At 47.6% G+C, this 20,470-nt stretch carries 17 protein-coding genes; 12 read left to right on the top strand and 5 right to left on the bottom strand.

From position 1 onward, the window contains the following. Positions 1-32: 32 nt before the first annotated feature. Complete coding sequence (locus AC1RR2_RS09030; RefSeq protein ID WP_493221919.1) at positions 33-1,223, top strand: MFS transporter; 1,191 nt, start codon at positions 33-35, stop codon at positions 1,221-1,223. 75 nt (positions 1,224-1,298) lie between these two features. On the opposite strand, the gene AC1RR2_RS09025 is transcribed toward AC1RR2_RS09030, so the two are convergent. The 3 genes from AC1RR2_RS09025 to gabT all read right to left on the bottom strand — a co-directional run bounded on the left by AC1RR2_RS09025 (position 1,299) and on the right by gabT (position 5,537). Further along, on the bottom strand, positions 1,299-2,615 hold the full coding sequence (locus tag AC1RR2_RS09025) for an aldehyde dehydrogenase family protein (protein WP_493221918.1): 1,317 nt from the start codon (positions 2,613-2,615) through the stop codon (positions 1,299-1,301). A 172-nt stretch (positions 2,616-2,787) separates the two neighbouring features. Continuing rightward, the gene (locus AC1RR2_RS09020) at positions 2,788-4,245 is read right to left on the bottom strand and encodes an NAD-dependent succinate-semialdehyde dehydrogenase (protein ID WP_493221917.1); all 1,458 of its coding nucleotides are present in this window, start codon (positions 4,243-4,245) and stop codon (positions 2,788-2,790) included. Positions 4,246-4,268: 23 nt separating this feature from the next. After that, positions 4,269-5,537: a 4-aminobutyrate--2-oxoglutarate transaminase gene (gene gabT, locus AC1RR2_RS09015; protein ID WP_493221916.1), complete on the bottom strand. Its 1,269-nt coding sequence runs from the start codon at positions 5,535-5,537 to the stop codon at positions 4,269-4,271. 141 nt (positions 5,538-5,678) lie between these two features. On the opposite strand from gabT, the gene pdxR reads away from it, so the two are divergent. Beyond that, positions 5,679-7,166, top strand: a complete 1,488-nt coding sequence (gene pdxR / locus AC1RR2_RS09010) for a MocR-like pyridoxine biosynthesis transcription factor PdxR (RefSeq protein WP_493221915.1) — start codon at positions 5,679-5,681, stop codon at positions 7,164-7,166. A gap of 93 nt (positions 7,167-7,259) precedes the next feature. Here pdxR and AC1RR2_RS09005 read toward each other — a convergent pair whose 3' ends face one another. Continuing rightward, complete coding sequence (locus tag AC1RR2_RS09005) at positions 7,260-8,171, bottom strand: LysR family transcriptional regulator (protein ID WP_493221914.1); 912 nt, start codon at positions 8,169-8,171, stop codon at positions 7,260-7,262. A gap of 122 nt (positions 8,172-8,293) precedes the next feature. On the opposite strand from AC1RR2_RS09005, the gene AC1RR2_RS09000 reads away from it, so the two are divergent. The 10 genes from AC1RR2_RS09000 to AC1RR2_RS08955 all read left to right on the top strand — a co-directional run bounded on the left by AC1RR2_RS09000 (position 8,294) and on the right by AC1RR2_RS08955 (position 19,946). After that, entirely contained in the window at positions 8,294-9,757 is a 1,464-nt protein-coding gene (locus AC1RR2_RS09000) for a form I ribulose bisphosphate carboxylase large subunit (RefSeq protein WP_493221913.1), read from the top strand. Positions 9,758-9,814: 57 nt separating this feature from the next. After that, positions 9,815-10,234, top strand: a complete 420-nt coding sequence (locus tag AC1RR2_RS08995; RefSeq protein WP_493221912.1) for a ribulose bisphosphate carboxylase small subunit — start codon at positions 9,815-9,817, stop codon at positions 10,232-10,234. A 73-nt stretch (positions 10,235-10,307) separates the two neighbouring features. Continuing rightward, the gene (gene cbbX / locus AC1RR2_RS08990; protein WP_493221911.1) at positions 10,308-11,255 is read left to right on the top strand and encodes a CbbX protein; all 948 of its coding nucleotides are present in this window, start codon (positions 10,308-10,310) and stop codon (positions 11,253-11,255) included. After that, on the top strand, positions 11,240-11,971 hold the full coding sequence (locus AC1RR2_RS08985) for an HAD-IA family hydrolase (RefSeq protein WP_493221910.1): 732 nt from the start codon (positions 11,240-11,242) through the stop codon (positions 11,969-11,971). The genes cbbX and AC1RR2_RS08985 overlap by 16 nt, the downstream gene beginning before the upstream one ends. Before the next feature lie 83 nt (positions 11,972-12,054). Continuing rightward, entirely contained in the window at positions 12,055-13,143 is a 1,089-nt protein-coding gene (locus tag AC1RR2_RS08980) for a class 1 fructose-bisphosphatase (protein WP_493221909.1), read from the top strand. Between the two features lie 17 nt (positions 13,144-13,160). After that, the gene (locus AC1RR2_RS08975) at positions 13,161-14,045 is read left to right on the top strand and encodes a phosphoribulokinase (RefSeq protein WP_493221908.1); all 885 of its coding nucleotides are present in this window, start codon (positions 13,161-13,163) and stop codon (positions 14,043-14,045) included. 52 nt (positions 14,046-14,097) lie between these two features. Further along, positions 14,098-16,122 carry a transketolase gene (gene tkt / locus AC1RR2_RS08970; protein ID WP_493221907.1) on the top strand — a complete coding sequence of 675 codons (2,025 nt, stop codon included), beginning with the start codon at positions 14,098-14,100 and terminating at the stop codon, positions 16,120-16,122. A gap of 2 nt (positions 16,123-16,124) precedes the next feature. Next, the gene (gph, locus tag AC1RR2_RS08965; RefSeq protein WP_493221906.1) at positions 16,125-16,838 is read left to right on the top strand and encodes a phosphoglycolate phosphatase; all 714 of its coding nucleotides are present in this window, start codon (positions 16,125-16,127) and stop codon (positions 16,836-16,838) included. A gap of 190 nt (positions 16,839-17,028) precedes the next feature. Then, positions 17,029-18,108: a class II fructose-bisphosphate aldolase gene (gene fba, locus AC1RR2_RS08960; protein ID WP_493221905.1), complete on the top strand. Its 1,080-nt coding sequence runs from the start codon at positions 17,029-17,031 to the stop codon at positions 18,106-18,108. Positions 18,109-18,356: 248 nt separating this feature from the next. Next, positions 18,357-19,946 (top strand): methyl-accepting chemotaxis protein, encoded by a 1,590-nt coding sequence (locus AC1RR2_RS08955; protein WP_493221904.1) that lies wholly within the window; start codon positions 18,357-18,359, stop codon positions 19,944-19,946. Positions 19,947-20,050: 104 nt separating this feature from the next. Here the strand turns inward: AC1RR2_RS08955 and AC1RR2_RS08950 are convergent, their stop codons facing one another. Next, positions 20,051-20,374 carry a rhodanese-like domain-containing protein gene (locus AC1RR2_RS08950; protein WP_493221903.1) on the bottom strand — a complete coding sequence of 108 codons (324 nt, stop codon included), beginning with the start codon at positions 20,372-20,374 and terminating at the stop codon, positions 20,051-20,053. Positions 20,375-20,470 lie beyond the last annotated feature (96 nt).

Here is a 20,470-nt window from a genome sequence, read left to right as displayed (position 1 = left end):
GAATCAAAACAATAAACAAAATAAAAATCACAATGATAATTTCAAAGTTTTTTCGACCCGTAGATGCAGATGGTATGGTCGCGCGCATACTTCTGTCTTTCCTAGCGACAGCCGGTTTGTTTTACGTAAATATCATGCCAGCTTTAATCGATGGATTAAAAGAGGGGATAGGTTTCACCAATAAAGAAGCAGGGATGGTCGGCTCATTCAATATGTATGGCGGTGCTTGTGGCGCTTTACTAATCGCCTTTATCATCCGGCGCGTAGCATGGAAGTCAGTTGCCCGGTGGATGCTGCTAGGATTAATCCTCATAGATTTGCTATCGATGCCGGTACGAGATCCGGTCTTACTCATGTTGGTTCGCTTTGTGCATGGTTGTATCGGCGGCGCTTTAGTCGGCGTTGGATTCTCCGTCTTTGCCAGAACGAAAGCGCCTGATCGCACCTTCGGTATCTTATTACTTGTACAGGCAGGTGCTGGTGGATTAGGTGTGATGTTCTTACCTTTCCTCGTTGGTGCATTTGGTACGCCAATCTTGTTCATTACCTTGATTGGCTTTTCCCTTATTACTTTGTTGATGCTGAATTTTTTACCGGCATATCAAGCAGTCAGTCCGGTTTCAGCTTCAGTCACGACTGCACCCTTAATGCTGAAACCTTTATTGTTTGCTTTGTTTAGTGTGTTCCTATTTCAAGCTGCCAATATGGGGCTGTATGCTTTTATCATTGGTCTAGGAAAAAATGCAGGTCTTGATATAGCATTTATCAGCGATACCTTGGGCGTTGCAAATTGGTTGGGCATGTTAGGCGCATTGCTAGTGGTTGTGCTGTCCACACGGTTTGGCATTTTCAAGCCAATTCTCGGTGGTATGTTAGTCGCCGTTATTGGTAGTTGGGCGTTAATGCATAGTGAAGTGAAATGGATTTGGATATCAGCGAACTTCACTACAGGTATTACCTGGAATTTTTGTATCGCGTACTTATTAGGTATGTGCGCGCGATTTGATCAGACCGGGCAAACGGCAGTGTGGGGCGGTTTCGCTTCTAAAATGGGGTTGGCGTCAGGGCCGATGATAGGGTCATTTTTGTTAGTTCAGAATAATTATGTGTTACTGATTTGGATGGCGGTTGTGCTATTAATGATTGCGACAATTGCTTCTGGTATGCCTGCATGGCGACTCGATCGTTCAACCAGATCTGATGTTGCAGAGCCAAGTTTGTAAAGCCATAAAAACGCCAAGTCTAGGCCGATGAAGGTGATTCTTTTCAATCACCTTCGTTGCTTTCTAGTTATAGGACTAGGCAAGTGCTGTGCATTTGACGATACTATATTCGCTTCGGGTTGCTACCATTCCGTGCATGTCAGTAATTAAAGGGTATAGTCCGGTATCGATCGAGATATCTGTTCGTATCAGACACGGGTTGATACCCAAAATTTCACAACGCAGCGCCGCTGCGACAGGCCATACCTGATCAACATCGCGAGCAAAAAAGTAGATGGCAGGTGTCTGTTTTTTATTCTTTGTCCGAATACTCTCTATCACTTCGCATCCTTCCTTAAAAGAAAAAGAAGGAAATTCCACCGGCACTGAGTTCGCTCCATTAAATTGTCCCGAGAGCGTTAATTGATTTGGAGTCACCTTCGATAGTTTCTTGAGAAGTCGTGCATAAATATGTTCTTGTGCGTAGAGGCGGAAATTGCTTTGATTGCCGCTTAATGTTTGACTAATATGCCTATTCATCGCCGCCAAAGTGAGCGCGGTGTCGTACGCCAGATCGCAATCGGCATCGTCAAAAACAAGGAGATCAATATTTTGTTTTGATTCCAGCATGGATTTGTTAACGATAGTCATGCAGGCTTCTTTGTCGTAGCAATTAATTTCACGGATGGAAGGCAGCGTGACTTTGCGAACTATGGAATTTAACAAAAGTTCCTCCCTAGCGAGATTAGATTCACAGCTCAGTACATTCAGGATGCCCGCTGGCAGTCCGGTTCTTGTCGCAAGTTCGGCAATCGCTAATGCGGATAAAGGTTGACTTTCATTCGCGACCAACACCACGGAACAGTTAAAGAATAAGGCGTGCGCAAGAATGCTAACGGCACTGGCAAGCGGAAAATCGAGCGAGGTGATACCGGCACAAACCCCCAATGCCTGTGTTTTAACACTGATATCATGATCGTCGATTTGGACGACTTTGTTCCGGATAGATTCTGCATTTTCACTTAATAAAAGATAGTCCAAGAATGCGCTTGCATAGTGAACTTCTTGTTTTGCTTCTTCAGCTGACTTTCCGTTTTCGCTACGAATGATGTTTGCTAAATCTTGCAGGTTATCCAATATCAGCTTATTTAATTCGATAAGACAAGCAACTCTTAGTGAGTCGGGCTGATGTTGCCATTGGTTAAATGCGCTGTGCGCTTGGGAAATCGCGGATACTAGTGTTGCGCGTGAACTATTCGGGACTTCGTTAAGGTAGATGCCGGTTGCTGCATCGTGAACCGTGAAAACTGGCCCATCTTCCTCCTTATGCCAATGTCCATTAATGAGGGCAGCGTCTTTGAGTAAGGTTGGATCTTTTAATACAATGGGTTTAAAAGCAAGAGAGACAAACATGATCGATATCATCCAAAAAGTTGACAATCGTATTCGACTGCCGTAAATAAAAATGCGCTTTGCGTCGATAAAACAAAAATGGCTGACGCAATACCAGTCTGATTTTTGGTATCAGAAGTATTTTGTCAGCCACTCAAATTCACCTAGAATTTTTCAGGGAGTGATTTACATTTCACATACCAGCCAAACACCAATATTTCATCACCAGATATTCTTCAATGCCGTATTTAGAACCCTCTCGCCCCGTCCCGGATTGTTTGACGCCACCAAAGGGCGCAGCCTCGCTGGAAATGAGGCCGGTGTTAATACCGACCATGCCATACTCCAGTTGTTCTGCCACTTGAAAAATCAAGCCAATATCGCGGCTGTAGAAATAAGACGCCAAGCCAAATTCTGTATCGTTGGCCATCGCAATAACATCGTCCACGGTTTTGAAACGAAATAAGGGCGCGACTGGGCCGAAAGTTTCTTCCTTGGACACCAACATGTCTTGATCGACATCGGCCAATACCGTAGGCTCAAAGAAAGTACCGCCTAAGATATGCCTGCGCCCGCCAGTTAAAATGCGCGCCCCTTTTGCGACTGCATCGCTGATTTGATTTTCAACTTTGCATACGGCACTTTCGTTGATTAGCGGGCCTTGATTGACGCCCGCATCAAATCCATTGCCAACTTTGAAGTTCTTTTTGACGGCTTCCACCAATTTTTGGGCAAAGGCTTCGTACACTTCATCTTGTACATAGAAGCGGTTAACGCACACACAGGTTTGACCCGAGTTACGGTATTTAGATGCCAGCGCACCTTCCACTGCGGCATCGAGATCGGCATCATTAAATACGATGAAGGGGGCATTGCCGCCCAATTCCAAAGACAATTTTTTGATGTTGTCTGCGGATTGCTTCATCAGTAGGCGCCCAACGGCAGTGGAACCGGTAAAGCTGATTTTTCTGACGATGCTATTGGCACATAATTCATTACCGATTTCTACCGGATTACCGGTAATGACATTGAAGACGCCCGGTGGAACGCCAGCGCGATGCGCCAGTTCGGCGAGTGCCAGTGCAGAGAGTGGGGTTAGTTCTGATGGTTTGACCACCATCGTGCAACCAGCCGCCAATGCCGGGCCGACTTTGCGACCTATCATTGCAGATGGGAAATTCCAAGGCGTAATTGCGGCACAAACACCGATTGGTTCTTTGGTGACCATGATGCGTCGCCCCGGCGCCGCTGCAGGGATGGTATCGCCATACACGCGTTTGCCTTCTTCTGCAAACCATTCGATATAGGCGGCGCTATACAACACCTCGGCTCTCGCTTCGCTGAGTGATTTGCCTTGTTCCGCCGTCATGATAATGGCGAGGTCTTCGCAATGTTCTAGCATGAGGTTATACCAGCGGCGCAAAATGGCAGCGCGATCTTTTGCCAATAGCTGACGCCAGGATTTCTTTGCTTTGTCAGAGGCGGCAATAGCACATTTCGTTTCGCTCACTCCCATTTGAGGAACCGTGCCTACAAGGGCTCCCGTCGCTGGATTGAATACGTCTATGGTCGTGTGATTATCTGCATTTACCCAGGCACCATCAATGAAAGCCTGGTGTTTGAGTAAGCTTGGGTCTTTTAAAGTTAACATTTTTCTCTACAGTATAAAAGCGGTTAAGCGTGCAAAGCCTTATCGAGGATAGCTAATGCTTCTTCCATCGTTGCCTCAGAAATCGTCAACGGAAATAAGAAACGGATCACATTTCCATAGGTGCCACAGGTCAGTAAAATCAAACCGTGCTGCAGGGCATAGGTCTGCACTTTTTTGGCGAATTCAGGATTGGGTTTTTTGCTGTCAGGGTGGTGGAATTCGGCTGCCAACATGCCGCCCAGACCGCGAATCTCTGCGATTTCAGGAACTGTGCTTTGTGCTTCGAGTACGCGTTTTCTTAACAGACTACCTAAGCGGTTGGCTTGCGAACAAAGTTGTTCATCCTGAATAATTTCTAACACGGCCAGTGCAGAGGCAATCGCTAAGGGATTACCTGCATAGGTTCCGCCCAAGCCACCGGGTGCTGGCGCATCCATGATTTCAGCGCGCCCACAAACTGCCGATAAAGGCAGGCCACCAGCAAGGCTCTTTGCCATGGTTGTCAGATCGGGATGCACATCATAGTGTTCCATCGCGAAAAGCTTGCCGGTTCTGGCAAAGCCAGTCTGAATTTCATCCGCAATGAGCAAAATGCCGTGTTGATCACATAAAGCACGTAGCGCACGCATAAATTCAATTGGTGCCACGACGAATCCACCTTCACCTTGAACCGGTTCAAGAATGATGGCAGCGACCCGCTTAGGATCAATACTGGCTTTAAATAACATCTGCAATGCGTCGAGGGAGTCATCCACGCTGACACCATGCAACTGGTTGGGATACGGCGCATGAAAAACCTCGGCAGGAAACGGGCCGAAATTTAATTTGTAAGGATCAACTTTGCCAGTTAAGGCCATCCCCATCATGGTGCGACCATGGAATCCACCTGAAAAAGCAATGACCCCTGCGCGTCCGGTTGCTGCCCGTGCGATCTTGATCGCGTTTTCAACGGCTTCTGCACCCGTCGTAAAAAATGCGATCTTTTTCTCATGTGAACCCGGCATCAGATCGCATATTTTTTCTGCCAGTTCGACATAGCTTGGATACGGCACAATTTGATAGGCAGTATGCGTGAACTGGTTTAATTGTTGGTTGATCGCAGCGACGATTTTTGGATGGCGATGTCCCGTATTGAGAACGGCGATACCGGCTGCGAAGTCAATGTAGCGGCGGCCTTCGACATCCCATAGTTCTGCATTGATCGCTTTTTCGGCATAAAAATTGCACATGACGCCGACCCCTCTTGGGGTGATTTTGTTCTTACGTGTTTGCAGGTCAAGATTGGTATGCATGATTTTCCTTAAAAAAATGAAATTAAAATCGCAGACAAATGGTGCTGTATTTTGGATCTATTAAATAGCGCCAATTACATGTTTTTAATGGAGCCACTTTGCTTTTCCATCTATAATCAAAATTCATACAAGGAATTTGCTATGCGTGCTTTTAATTTGTCGGATTATCTTTTGCAGCATTTAGATAAAAATCTGCATATCCCCGTGAATCGTCAGTTATACCGTCTGCTACGTCAGGCAATTTTGGATCAGGTATTGACGATAGATACGCGGCTGCCTTCGAGTCGTGATTTAGCCCTGGAATTGTCTATTTCAAGAAACACTGTGCTCTATGCCTATGAGCAGTTACTCGCCGAAGGCTATGTCGAAGCGCGTTCTGGAAGTGGTACCTATGTCGCAGATACTGTGCCTGACACCATGTTGTTACCAGTTTCAAAAAAGACGACGGCTAAGATGAAAAACACCCGTGCCGATTTATCTGGACGAGGTAGAGAGCTGGTAAAGCATGCAGGTGCAGCTCCGCGTCAGTGGGGTGCATTTGTACCGGGGGTTCCCGACGTGACGCAATTTTCCCATCAGATCTGGAACAAGATTCAAAACAAAGTCTGGCGCAAACCCGCAGTCGCCGCGTTGACCTATGGGCATGGTGGCGGCTATCAGCCCCTGCGTGAAGCGGTGGCAGAATATCTGATCGGCTCGCGCTCTGTCGCCGGTGATGCCAGTCAGGTAGTGATCACGAACGGGATACACCAATCGATAGATTTATGTTTGCGCTTGCTGGGAGATCCAGGTGATATCGCATGGGTAGAAGATCCTTGCTATTGGGGTGCACGAAATTTGCTCTCGGCATCGGGAATAAAAATCCGCCCGATTAGTGTTGATGCCGAAGGCATGTGTCCAAATTCCGAAGATTTGGCGGTGGTACCACGCTTTATTTTTATCACGCCATCGCACCAATATCCGCTGGGTATGGTCATGAGCCTGGCACGGCGGCGCGCTTTGCTGGAGTACGCAAGGCAGCATCAGTGCTGGATCATCGAAGATGATTACGATAGTGAGTTTCGGTATGGCGGCAGACCTTTAGCCTCGTTGCAAGGAATGGATAATGATGAGCGCGTGATCTATATGGGCACGTTTAGTAAAACCATGTTTCCGGGTATGCGCTTAGGTTATATGGTGCTGCCACCAGGTTTGGCAACACCCTTCATTACAGGCATGGAAGAATTGCATCGCTCTGGTCAGACGCCTTTGCAAGCGACGATGGCGGAGTTTATGCAGCAAGGACATTTCACCTCGCATATCCGGCGTATGCGAATTGTGTATGGCCGTCGCAATGAGATTTTGCAAGAGGCAGTGCGCAAGCACTTTGATGCAAAAGAAGTGCTCACCGTTGGCACCGATGCGGGTTTGCATCTGGCCTTAAAATTTCCGGCTGGGGTTGACGATAAAACGATAGCGCAAGACGCAAACACACTCGGGATTGCGGTGCGCCCACTGTCTTCTTATTTTCACGATGCATCAAGCAATGACACAGGTTTGGTGCTGGGGTATGCCTGTGTAGAAGATTCGCATATTGAGCCGGCTTTTGCTTTGTTAGCTAAAGCGATCCGTCAAGGTTTGCAGAAATAAAAAAGGATTTATTTGAGGTTTCGGATAAATTAATGAAGGTGCTTTGTACTGCGGTTTACGCGGTAAATTCAGCGGTAAATTCCCATGCTGTTTTTAAGCCCACAAATTAATCAAAGGCCCAGCCTCTTCGATCAGAAAATTCTTCAGTGCTTCGGTGGCGGGAGACAGTCGTTTTGAATTGAGGTGGGTGACATACCAGTGTTTGATTAAGGGTAAACCTTCGATATCCAGCCGGACTAAATGGCCAGATGCCAATTCGTGGCGTATTGTGCGTAGTGACAGAAAACTCAATCCCATGCCCGCCATTACGGCTTGTTTGATGGTTTCATTGCTCGGCATTTCCATCACTATTTTGGCTTGAATCTGGTGTTCTGCAAAGAGTCTTTCCATTGCCTGACGCGTGCCTGAGCCGCTTTCTCGCACCACAAATTCCTGATCATTCAAAATCGCCAGTGGCGCACTACGTCGTCTGGATAAGGGATGTTCCGGGGCGCTGATGACGCCCATGGGATTGGTAGCGAATGCAGTCGCTGCACAATCGAGATTGTCGGGCGCTCTGCCCATGACGATCAGATCGATCTCATTGCGATTCAGTAGTTTGACGATGTTTTCACGATTGTGTATGTGTAAAGTGACATCGATATCCGGGAAGCGTTTGCGAAATTTCACTAACAACATGGGCACAAAGTACTTCGCTGTGCTGACGATGGCTAACTCGACCCGGCCTTTTTTCAAGCCTCGCCTTTGTGCCATTGCATCTTCCATTTGCTTTAATTGTGCAATCGCCGCAATCGCATATTGCTGAAAGTCTTCACCCGCTTCCGTTAATCGTATTTTGCGTCCCATTTGCTCATATAGAGGCACTCCAACAGCGTCTTCTAACTGCCGCATTTGCATAGAGACCGCTGGTTGCGTGACGTGCATTTTCTCAGCCGCCTGCGAGATCGACAGATCACGGGCAACCTCCAGAAAAGTATCCAATTGGCGCAAGGTGTAACGTCGCATAACAAGTCACCTATAAGTTTTTGCTGATGTGAGTAACATTTTTATTGATTAGACCTGATGATAAAAGCTTTGTAGAGTCAAGTCCATGGTTATTTAAGCATAAACGCATATAGGAGAATAGCATGGACAAAGCAGCATCTAGTTTGATTACTGACAGCAAAAAGCGTTATTCCGCAGGTGTCTTGAAATACGCACAAATGGGATATTGGGATGCCGACTATGTTCCTAAGGAGACCGATGTTCTGGCCCTGTTCCGCATTACCCCACAGGATGGCGTTGATCCTATCGAAGCGGCGGCGGCTGTCGCTGGTGAATCTTCCACCGCGACCTGGACGGTGGTTTGGACTGATCGTCTGACTGCTTGTGATATGTATCGTGCTAAGGCGTACCGGGTAGATCCTGTGCCGAATACACCGGGTCAATATTTTTGTTGGGTGGCTTACGACTTATCTTTGTTTGAAGAAGGTTCGATTGCCAATGTGACAGCGTCGATTATCGGTAATGTCTTTAGCTTTAAACCACTCAAAGCCGCGCGTTTGGAAGATATGAAATTTCCCGTAGCGTATATCAAAACTTTCCCTGGCCCGCCAACTGGCATCATTGTTGAGCGTGAGCGCTTAGATAAATTCGGACGTCCTTTGCTGGGTGCTACTACGAAACCTAAGTTGGGTTTATCTGGTCGTAATTATGGCCGGGTCGTGTATGAAGGTTTGAAAGGTGGGCTCGATTTCATGAAGGATGACGAGAACATTAACTCGCAACCCTTCATGCATTGGCGTGATCGCTTTCTGTTTGTGATGGAAGCCGTCAACCGCGCTACCGCCGCGACAGGTGAAGTCAAAGGACACTACCTCAACATCACTGCGGGCACGATGGAAGAGATGTATCGCCGTGCGCAGTTCGCAAAAGAACTAGGATCTGTGGTCGTGATGATTGATCTGGTGGTGGGCTGGACAGCGATCCAATCGATGTCGAACTGGTGTCGTCAAAACGATATGGTTTTGCACATGCACAGAGCCGGGCATGGTACTTACACCCGCCAAAAAAATCATGGAATTTCTTTCCGCGTGATTGCGAAATGGCTGCGCATGTGCGGTGTCGATCATTTGCATACCGGCACCGCCGTCGGCAAGCTCGAAGGTGATCCTATGACGGTACAGGGTTACTACAATATTTGTCGAGATACCCATACCAAGATGGATTTAGAGCGCGGCATTTTCTTCGATCAGGATTGGGGCTCATTACGCAAGGTGATGCCTGTGGCTTCAGGCGGCATACATGCAGGTCAGATGCATCAGTTGCTGGACTTATTTGGTGACGATGTGGTGCTGCAATTTGGTGGCGGCACGATCGGACATCCACAAGGAATTCAGGCGGGTGCGCAAGCGAATCGGGTGGCTTTGGAAGCGATGGTTATGGCACGCAATGAAGGACGTGACATCAAAAACGAAGGGCCAGAAATTCTCCGTGATGCGGCGAAATGGTGCGGCCCCTTACGTGCCGCACTCGATACCTGGGGCGATATCTCTTTTAACTACGCTTCTACCGATACATCGGACTTTACACCGACTGCTTCGGTATCTTGAAGCAGTATTGAAACATTAAGTTATTGAAAAACTGACTTCGCAATCGAGAGGAATATCATGCGCGTTACACAAGGTACGTTTTCATTTTTGCCCGATCTGACAGATGAACAGATCACTAAGCAAATCAATTATTGTCTGGGCAAGGGCTGGGCACTCGCAGTTGAGTACACAGACGATCCGCATCCTCGTAATACCTACTGGGAAATGTATGGGCCACCGATGTTTGATCTGCATGATTCGGCTGGCATCATGCAAGAGCTGACTAACTGCCGCAATACGTTTTCGAATTACTACATCCGCTTAACGGCCTTTGATTCTAGTCAGGGTGTCGAATCTTTAGTGATGGCCTTTATCGTCAACCGACCGAAAGTCGAGCCTGGCTTCCGGCTGGTACGACACGAAGAGGCAGGGCGCACGATTCGCTACAGCATAGAGAGTTATGCAGTGCAGGCGAATCCTGAGGGTGCGCGCTACTAAGACGTCAAACTTCTCCCTCTCGATTTGGCATGAGATTTGGCATAAGAGGGAGAAATATTGTTGAGTGAAGATCATGAATATTTTAGCGAATCCCGGCGTGACTGACAGTGTCTCTCATCCCTTGGTAACGGTCCTAGCCAGTTCTGGTATCACAGAATTATTGGCGCAACTTGATCGTGAATTGATTGGTCTGGCACCAGTCAAACAAAGGATTCGTGATATTGCGGCTTTACTCTTAGTCGATAAATTAAGATTGGAACGCGGATTTAGTGCGGGCGCGCCAAGTTTGCACATGTGTTTTTCGGGCAATCCTGGCACCGGAAAAACCACGGTTGCATTGCGCATGGCGGAAATTTTGCATCGTCTGGGTTATGTGCGCAAAGGGCACATGGTCGCCGTTACGCGCGACGATTTGGTGGGGCAATACATCGGTCACACCGCGCCTAAAACCAAAGAAATATTAAAGAAAGCCATGGGCGGCGTGTTGTTTATTGACGAAGCTTACTATTTATACCGCCCAGAAAACGAAAGAGACTATGGGCAAGAAGCGATAGAAATTTTATTGCAAGTCATGGAAAACAATCGCGATGATCTGGTTGTAATTTTGGCTGGTTATAAAGATCGTATGGATCAATTCTTTGCATCCAATCCCGGGATGTCTTCGCGGATTGCTCATCACATAGATTTCCCTGATTATGCTGTGGACGAGTTGGCGCAGATCGCTGACTTGATGCTGGAAACCATGCAGTACCGCTTTGATACCGAGGCCACACAGGTATTCAGCAACTACCTGCAAAAACGTATGCAGCAGCCACATTTTGCGAATGCCCGCAGTGTCAGAAACGCTTTGGATAGAGCGCGTTTGCGCCATGCATCGCGGCTCTTACAAGATCCTTTGGCGCAGTTGACCGACACCACATTGACAACCATCACGGCGGCAGATTTGTTAGCCAGCCGGGTTTTTTCTGATGCTGAAAATAAGTTGTGCGAAAAGAGCGATGAGCCATGTTCACAACGCTAAAGGCTTTAATTTTTGATGTCGATGGGACGCTGGCCGATACGGAGAGCGTGCATTGCGCTGCCTTTAATCTGGCGTTTAAAGATCTGGATTTGGATTGGCATTGGAACGAAGTTTTATATGCCGATCTATTGAAGATTGCAGGCGGCAAAGAGCGTATTTTGTACTTCTGGAAAATGCATGATCCTGATCACATGGACAATAGCCGAGTTGGTGAAATGGTGGATCACATACATCGCGCCAAGACTCGGCATTACGAGCAACTGGTGAAGAGTGGAGAATTGCCTTTGCGTTCAGGTGTTCAAGACTTGATTGAGCAAGCGTATGCCGCACAACTACCGATGGCAATTGCGACTACCACCACGCCAGAAAACATTGAAGTTTTGCTAGGCATGAATTTAGGCAAAGACTGGCGCAAATATTTTGTCGCCGTGTGTGATGCTTCTAGCGTCAAAATTAAAAAGCCCGCGCCGGATGTGTATCTGCGCGCTTTAGATTTACTTGGTTTGCATGGTGCGGAATGTATGGCTTTTGAAGACTCGGAAAACGGTTTTCGGGCGGCTGCTTTAGCCGGAATTCCAACCATCATTACGCCCACCAAATTTACCCAACATCATCAATTTGAACAGGCTTTGCGGGTACTTCCGCAATTGAGCGATGTCGCCGACCTGGCGACATTACAAGACTGGCACCGAAACATGGTGCCAGTCCCTGCCTGACAACTAGCAACTGACAACTGATAGCTGCGAAATGAATAAAAAAACGATTAGTGCGGCCACATAATTTATGAATGGAGAGCATCATGCCTTTAACTCAGCATCGCACCACATTAACGCAATTTTTGATCGAAGAACGGCGCCGTTTTCCTGACGCGAGCGGCGACTTTAATAGCCTGATTTTAAATGTGGCACTCGCTTGCAAAAGCATTACCCGTGCCGTCGCCTTAGGCGCATTGGGAGGTGTATTAGGAAACGCTGGCGGTGATACAGCTTCGGTGAATGTACAAGGAGAAACGCAAAAAAAACTCGACGTGTTAAGCAATGACGCCTTCTTGCATATTACTGAGTGGGGCGGTCAGTTGGCGGGAATGGCATCAGAAGAAATGGAAGAACCTTATCAAATTCCAGCCGCTTTTCCGAAGGGAAAATATCTACTGGTATTTGATCCCTTAGATGGCTCATCGAACATCGATGTGAATGTGGCGGTGGGGAGTATTTTCTCAGTGCTGCGCGCACCCGATGGCGTTGAGAGTGTGAGCGAACAAGACTTTTTGCAGGCTGGCTCACAGCAAGTCGCCGCCGGTTATGCCATTTATGGTCCCTCGACGATGTTGATGCTGACGGTTGGTACGGGCGTGAATGGCTTCACCTTAGATCCGAATCTGGGTGAATTTATTTTGACACATCCGAATTTACAAATCCCTGCCGACACCAATGAATTCGCCATCAATGCATCGAATAGCCGGTTTTGGGAGGAGCCAATTAAACGTTATGTGGATGAATGTCTGGCCGGTAAAAGTGGCGTGCGCGATAAAGATTTCAATATGCGCTGGATCGCATCCATGGTGGCAGAGGCGCATCGCATATTAATGCGTGGCGGTGTTTTCATGTATCCACGTGATTGCAAAGATTTAAATAAGCCAGGGCGTCTGCGTTTGTTGTATGAAGCGAATCCTATTGCTTTCTTGATGGAGCAGGCGGGTGGTAAAGCGAGTACAGGTCGTCAGGCGATTAGTGGCGTGCAACCTACGTCACTGCATCAGCGCATAGGCTTGATTTTTGGTTCGCGCAATGAAGTCGAGCGTATCGAAAGTTATCACCTCGCACCCAATACCAATGAATTGCCAAATCCTTTATTTAACGAGCGCAGTTTGTTCCGTGTTGCCCTTTAATTTTTCGAGAGAATATTATGTCTGAACGCCATCCTATTATTGCTATTACCGGTTCATCCGGTGCCGGAACTACTTCCGTGACGCGTACTTTCGAGAATATTTTTCGTCGTGAAAAGGTACGTTCTGTGATTGTTGAAGGCGATAGTTTTCATCGCTATAACCGTCAGGAAATGAAAATCAAGTTAGCTGAAGCCGAAGCGAGTGGCGATAAAAATTTTAGTCACTTTGGCCCCGACAATAATTTGTTTGCAGAGCTTGAGTCTTTATTTGCGAATTACGCTAAAACAGGCACGGGCCAGCATAGAAAATATTTACATGATGCAGAAGAAGCAGCGCCGTATCAGCAAGAACCTGGCACTTTTACGCCTTGGGAAAATCTCGATAAAGATAATGACTTATTGTTCTATGAGGGTTTGCATGGCGGTGTTGTGACCGATAAGGTGAATATCGCTCAACACCCTGATTTGCTGATTGGTGTCGTACCGGTCATCAATCTCGAATGGATACAAAAATTGTGGCGTGATAAGTCCAAGCGCGGTTATTCGACCGAGGCCGTGACCGATACCATTTTGCGTCGTATGCCTGATTACGTGAACTACATTTGCCCGCAGTTTTCGCACACGCATGTGAATTTTCAGCGGGTACCTTGTGTTGATACATCCAATCCTTTTATTGCCCGTGAAATTCCTGCACCGGATGAGAGCTTTGTGGTGATCCGGTTTGCCAATCCTAAGGGCATCGATTTCCCTTATTTGCTGAACATGATAGGTGATTCATTTATGTCGCGCGCGAATACCATCGTGGTACCGGGTGGGAAGATGGAACTGGCAATGCAATTGATTTTCACGCCATTTATCTTACGCATGATGGAGCGAAAAAAACGCGCCACGGGCCTGCTGTAGTTTGCTTTGGTTTGCTTTAGGTTGTCTTAGTTTGAATTAATAAGGACACAAAATGAATGCTCCTGAACACAATAAGGTGGCGGCGATCGCCGCCGATGCACTACGATTTTTAGTTGCAGATGCGGTTGAGAAAGCGCAATCCGGACACCCCGGCGCGCCGCTGGGTATGGCAGAAATGGCTGAGGTCTTGTGGCGTCAGCACCTGCGCCATAATCCTGCTGATCCGCAGTGGTTAAATCGCGATCGCTTTGTACTCTCGAATGGGCATGCATCGATGATGTTGTATGCCTTATTGCATTTGACTGGCTACGATCTCAGCATCGACCAGCTTAAGCAATTTCGTCAATTACATTCTAAGACGCCGGGACATCCTGAAGTCGACGTCACACCCGGTGTAGAAACGACCACCGGCCCGCTCGGCCAAGGTTTAGCAAATGCTGTTGGTATGGCGCTCGCGGAAAAAATGCTGGCAGCGAGTTTCAATCAGCCTGAGCACAACATCATCGATCACTTTACGTATGTATTTGTGGGAGATGGTTGTCTGATGGAGGGCATCAGTCATGAGGTCTGTTCTTTAGCAGGCACGCTGGGTTTGGGAAAACTGATTTGTTTGTATGACGATAATGGGATTTCTATCGATGGTGATGTGCGTGGCTGGTTTGCCGATGACACGCCACAAAGGTTTGCGGCCTATGGCTGGCATGTGATTGCCGATGTCGATGGGCATGATGTGAGTGCCTTGGATCTGGCAATTCGCAAAGCGAAACAGCAAGCAAAATCGGACGATGCAAGTCCAACATTAATATGCTGTAAGACTGTGATAGGACAAGGTGCGCCAAGTAAAGCGGGCAGTCATGATGTACACGGCGCGCCATTGGGTGCCGCCGAAATTGCCCGTATGCGGGATCAGAAAGGATGGAACTTTGCACCGTTTGAAGTGCCAGCAGCATTCGCCAAAACTTGGGATGCGCGTGAGCATGGTGGCGCGATGCAAAGTGATTGGGAGAGCCAGTTTGCGGCTTATCAGCAAGCTTATCCTGAATTGGCTGCCGACTTATTGCGTCGAACACGAGAGCAGTTGCCTGCTACATTGGCAAGCGTATTTTCTGATCTCATTAGCACGCCAGGCGAATTACATAAGAAAGTCGCCACTCGCAAAGCTTCGCAATTAGTGTTGGAACATATTAGTGCGAGTTTGCCAGAATTTTTTGGCGGTTCGGCTGATTTGACTGGTTCGAATCTGACCAACGTCAAGGCATCACGTTGGGTGAATCAAGAGGGGAGTGGTAATTATCTGAGTTACGGCGTGCGCGAATTCGGTATGGCCGCGATCATGAACGGGATGGCTTTGTATGGTGGCTTTATTCCCTACGGCGGAACGTTCATGACCTTCTCGGATTATTCGCGCAATGCGATACGCATGGCGGCCTTGATGAAGCAACGCGTGATCCATGTGTTGACGCATGACTCCATAGGTTTGGGCGAAGATGGCCCTACGCATCAGCCGATAGAACACGCCGCCTGTTTGCGTTTAATCCCGAATAATCAAGTTTGGCGTCCATGTGATGGCATAGAAACTGCAGTCGCCTGGCAAGCGGCAATCAATCGCAAAGATGGGCCAACCTGCCTATTGTTATCACGTCAGGCCTTAACGCCTTTTGTGCGTAGTGCGCAGCAGTGCGCGGAGATTGCGCGCGGCGCTTATGTTTTGCATGATGTCGCAGAGCCACAGGCTGTGCTTATTGCGACAGGTTCTGAAGTCGAAATCGCTTATCAGGCCGCACGCGAATTGCTGCAACAAGGCATTGCTGTACGCGTGGTGTCCATGCCTTGTGTTGAAATTTTCTATCAACAAGATGCCGCTTATCGTCACAGCGTATTGCCAGCTGGGCTGCCGCGCATCAGTCTGGAAGCTGGCGTGAGCTGGTTCTGGCGCGCTGTGGTCGGTGAACAAGGTGTGGCAATCGGCATCGATAGTTTCGGTGAATCCGCACCCGCTGCGCAGTTGTATCAACATTTTCAAATGACATCCGGACATGTCGCCGATGCGGTGCTAGCCTTGCTCAAGAAAGGATGAGGATGTTGAACGAGGAATATTCTCCGGCGATTATTTTGATCGATCTAGATGGTACTTTGGTCGATACTGCGCCCGATATTGTGGCGGCAGCAAATTGCATGCTGGCGGACTTGCACGCTCCGGCGTTGCCGTTTGATTTGGTTAGCAGTTTTATCGGTAAAGGTGTGACGAATCTGGTGCATTGCGTGTTGAATGTCAGCGAATTGAATACGCAGATCAGCGTGACGACGGCTGAGATGATTTTCTTTAAACACTATCGGGTATTGAACGGCAGTCTTGGTAAGGTTTATCCGGGTGTATTGGAAGGCTTGGGAATTTTAAAAAAACACGGTTTTCGATTGGCTTGCGTGACGAACAAACCTTTTTTACTAGCGCAAGATTTATTGCGCATCACTGGTCTGGCGAATTATTTTGAATTGCTGATCGGCGGTGATTCTTTACCGCAGATGAAACCAGCAGCAGAACCATTGTTACATGCCTGCGCGGTTTTTAAAGGCAGCGCAAAACATGCCGTGATGGTAGGCGATTCCAAGGTCGATTGTGCTGCCGCTAAAGCTGCCGGTATGCCCGTGCTGATCGTCAAATATGGCTATCCCGGCGTGCAAGCTTTGCATGAATTGGAATGCGACGCCTTAATCCAGTCGTTCATCGAAATCCCCTATCAATTTATCGCCATTAAGAGCGGCATGAAAGCGGATATTGGCGCCACTGCCTGAATGAATTTGCTTACGGAGCAGGTTTGCATAGATTTCTGAATATATGGGACTTACGCAAAATTGCGCTGGCTAGGCGTGGAGCCGAAGACAGTGCAATTGCACGGCAAGGCGAACACAACAACGCCAGCGTCTGTTTTGCGTAAGTCCTAATATAAAAAACGGTTTTAAAACATCAATTAAGGAGATAGTTATGGCCCTCGTATCCCTGCGTCAATTGCTGGATCACGCTGCAGAACATCAGTATGGTTTGCCCGCATTTAATGTAAATAATCTGGAACAAATTCTGGCTATTATGCAAGCCGCTGATGCTTGCGATAGTCCGGTTATTTTGCAAGCATCTGCCGGTGCGCGTAAATATGCAGGCGAAGTGTTCTTGAGAAAAATGGTGGAAGCAGCAGTTGAAGCCTATCCGCATATTCCGATTTGTATGCATCAAGATCATGGCGCTAGTCCGGCCGTTTGTCAGGCGTCGATACGTTCAGGATTTTCTAGCGTGATGATGGATGGCTCGCTGCAAGAAGATATGAAGACGCCTGCATCCTATGAATACAATAGGGAAGTGACGCGTAAGGTGGTGGATTTCGCGCACTATATTGGCGTTTCAGTCGAAGGCGAATTGGGTTGCCTCGGCTCTTTAGAATCTGGACAAGCGGGTGAAGAAGATGGTTCGGGCGCGGAAGGTATTTTATCGCACGAGCAAATGCTGACCGATCCGGAGCAGGCCGCTGATTTTGTGAAGCAGACTGGGGTTGATGCTTTGGCGATTGCGATAGGAACCAGCCACGGTGCGTATAAATTCAGCCGCAAACCGACCGGCGATATTCTCGCCATCAAACGTATTAAAGAAATTCATGCGCGTTTGCCAAATACGCATCTGGTGATGCATGGTTCGTCTTCCGTACCGCAAGAGTGGCTGAATATCATTCGTCAGTATGGCGGCGATATGAAAGAAACCTATGGTGTGCCAGTCGAAGAAATTGTAGAAGGCATTAAATACGGTGTGCGTAAGATTAATATTGATACGGATATTCGTCTCGCAATGACAGGTGCAATGCGCAGAACGATGGCGCAACATCCGGCGGAATTTGACCCACGTAAGTTTTTTAAAGATGCCACAGTTGCAGCAAAAGGCTTATGTCAACTGCGTTTTGAGGCCTTCGGTTCAGCCGGACAAGCTTCAAAAATCAAAGTCATCTCTTTAGATGAGATGGCGCAGCGTTATCGCAAAGGTGAACTTGATCCTGTGGTGCGTAGTAAAAATCTATCATGATGGCTTTTTGATACACATATGCAAAAACAGGCTTGCCTTGTGTGCACAGATTGTTAATGTGGGTTAAATTGACTTGAATCAACTTAATTATTATTGATGGGTGATTGGATATCGCTTATATTGAATTGGCGCTATTTGGATAGGGCTGCGATCCTCGCAGGGCGCTCACATAGATTGACGGTCTCCAATCTTATTTCAATATTAATTTCTAGTCATTCTTTATTTAATTCACTTTACCTTCCTTGTCTATGTTGAATAATTTTCGCATCACACAACGTTTTAGCTTAGTCCTGATCGCATTTTGGATAGCCTTTACAACTATCGTTGTGACGGGGTTTTGGGGCATGAATATGTCACAAAATAGCTTGAAAACCTTGCACGAAGAATCGATGTCTATGTCTTTGAAGTTAGACGCGATTAACGATATTTTGACGAAAAATCGTTTGCAGATTTTGCTGGCATTTCAACATGCGCCGGAGGGACCTTTGGCGAGTATTCACGATCATGCAACCAGTGTGCATGTGGATGCAGTTGAAAATAATCGCACTGCCGCTGATCAAATGCTGAAAGAGCTGTCCAATTTTTCCGAGAAAAATGGTAGCCAGTCTATGTTTTTAGCGATGCAAGAAAAGCGTAAAGCCTGGCGCATCAAACTTGATCAAACGACTGCGGCAGTCAAGGCGAATGATTTCAGTCCCGCGACGATGGCTGCTTTTTTAGCGGCAGGTAGAGTGGAAGCGGAAGCAGCCTTAGCGGCGGCGGTACAGTTGCGTAATTTTTATCAAACCCAAGGAGAAGTCGCTTACAAAGATGCGCAGGCAAGATTTAAGCTGGCAGTCATAATAGCGATCGGTATCGTGGTATTTTTGGGCATTCCGGCATCGTGGATGACAATTGCACTTTTTCAGCGTCTTAAGTCAGGATTCGGTTCGGCAGACAGTGCTGCTGCGGCTATTGCGGAAGGCGATTTATCCAAGCCGGTTGCGCATGATGGGCAAGATGAAATTGCTGAGTTATTGGCAAATATGGAGATTATGCGCTCGAAATTGCATAGTCTTTTGGTGAGTTTTCGTGAGGGTGCTGATGCGATTGCCTCATCCGCCAGCGAGGTTGCCACTGGTACGCTGGATTTATCTGGGCGTACTGAGCAACAGGCGAATGAATTAGAAAAAACTGCATCCGCTTCAGACCAATTAAATAGTACCGTTAAATTGAATGCTGAAAGCGCTGCCGAAGCCAGTAAGCTGGCCTTTACGGCGGCGGATACCGCAACTGCTGGCGGTGCGGTGGTCGCCAATGTTGTCGTGACGATGGAAGAGATCAATGCTTCTTCGAAAAAAATCGTCGATATTATTTCGGTGATTGATGGCATCGCATTTCAGACGAATATTCTGGCATTAAATGCGGCGGTCGAAGCTGCCAGAGCCGGTGAACAAGGCCGAGGTTTTGCAGTGGTAGCGAGTGAAGTTCGATCATTGGCAGGACGTAGCGCTGAGGCTGCTAAAGAAATTAAAAACCTGATTACGAATTCGGTAGAAAAAGTCGCATTAGGCACTTCGCAAGTGGCGAGTGCCGGTGCGACCATGGAAGAGATCGTCAGTAGCATTGCCCGCGTTGCCTCCATCGTTGGTGAAATCGCGCAGGCAAGTCGCGAGCAATCCGCCGGTATTGGACAAATTAATCAATCGGTATTGGAACTTGACGGCGTGACGCAGCAAAACGCTGCGCTGGTCGAGGAAACCTCGGCAATTTCTGTTACCTTGCAAGATCAGGCGCAGAAATTAGCGGATTTGTCCGCTTCTTTTAAATTGATACAGCGTGCTAAAGGATACAAATGAGCACTCAAATAAGTTGAATTGAGTTGGCATAAATGATGAAAAACGCCGATGTGGAATACATTCCACATCGGCGTTTTAGTTTGTGCGCAGGAAAGCGTGCTTACTTAACAGATCTTCTTTTGCAGAGCGGTCGCGAGACTGCCTATACCGCCCCCATTACTCACATTTTGATAACCCATGCTGTGTAATTGATTTTTCGCAGCGGCAGAACGCGCACCAGATTGGCAATACACAATTATTTCGGTCGTTTTATCTGGTACCGCTTTGCTAATGCCTGGCATTAAATCGCCCAAAGGAATGGAGATCGCACCTTCAAGGTAGCCGGAAGCATATTCAGCAGGAGATCTGACATCAATCAGACATGCATTTGCTGGAAGCTCTTTATCGACGCCAACGATACTGCCCATAATCCTATTGAAAATACTCATCATTCTTCCTTTAAATAGTTTGGCGAATTCTAGGATGAAGTGCAATTTATGAACGGTACCGGTTGATGAGGGCAAGATGCGATAGCATTTGTGCCT

It is taken from the genome of Undibacterium sp. GW821-FHT11H02 (assembly GCF_058808015.1).
The sequence above is the reverse complement of the archived record's forward strand: the minus strand, read 5'-3'. Positions and strand labels throughout refer to the sequence as shown.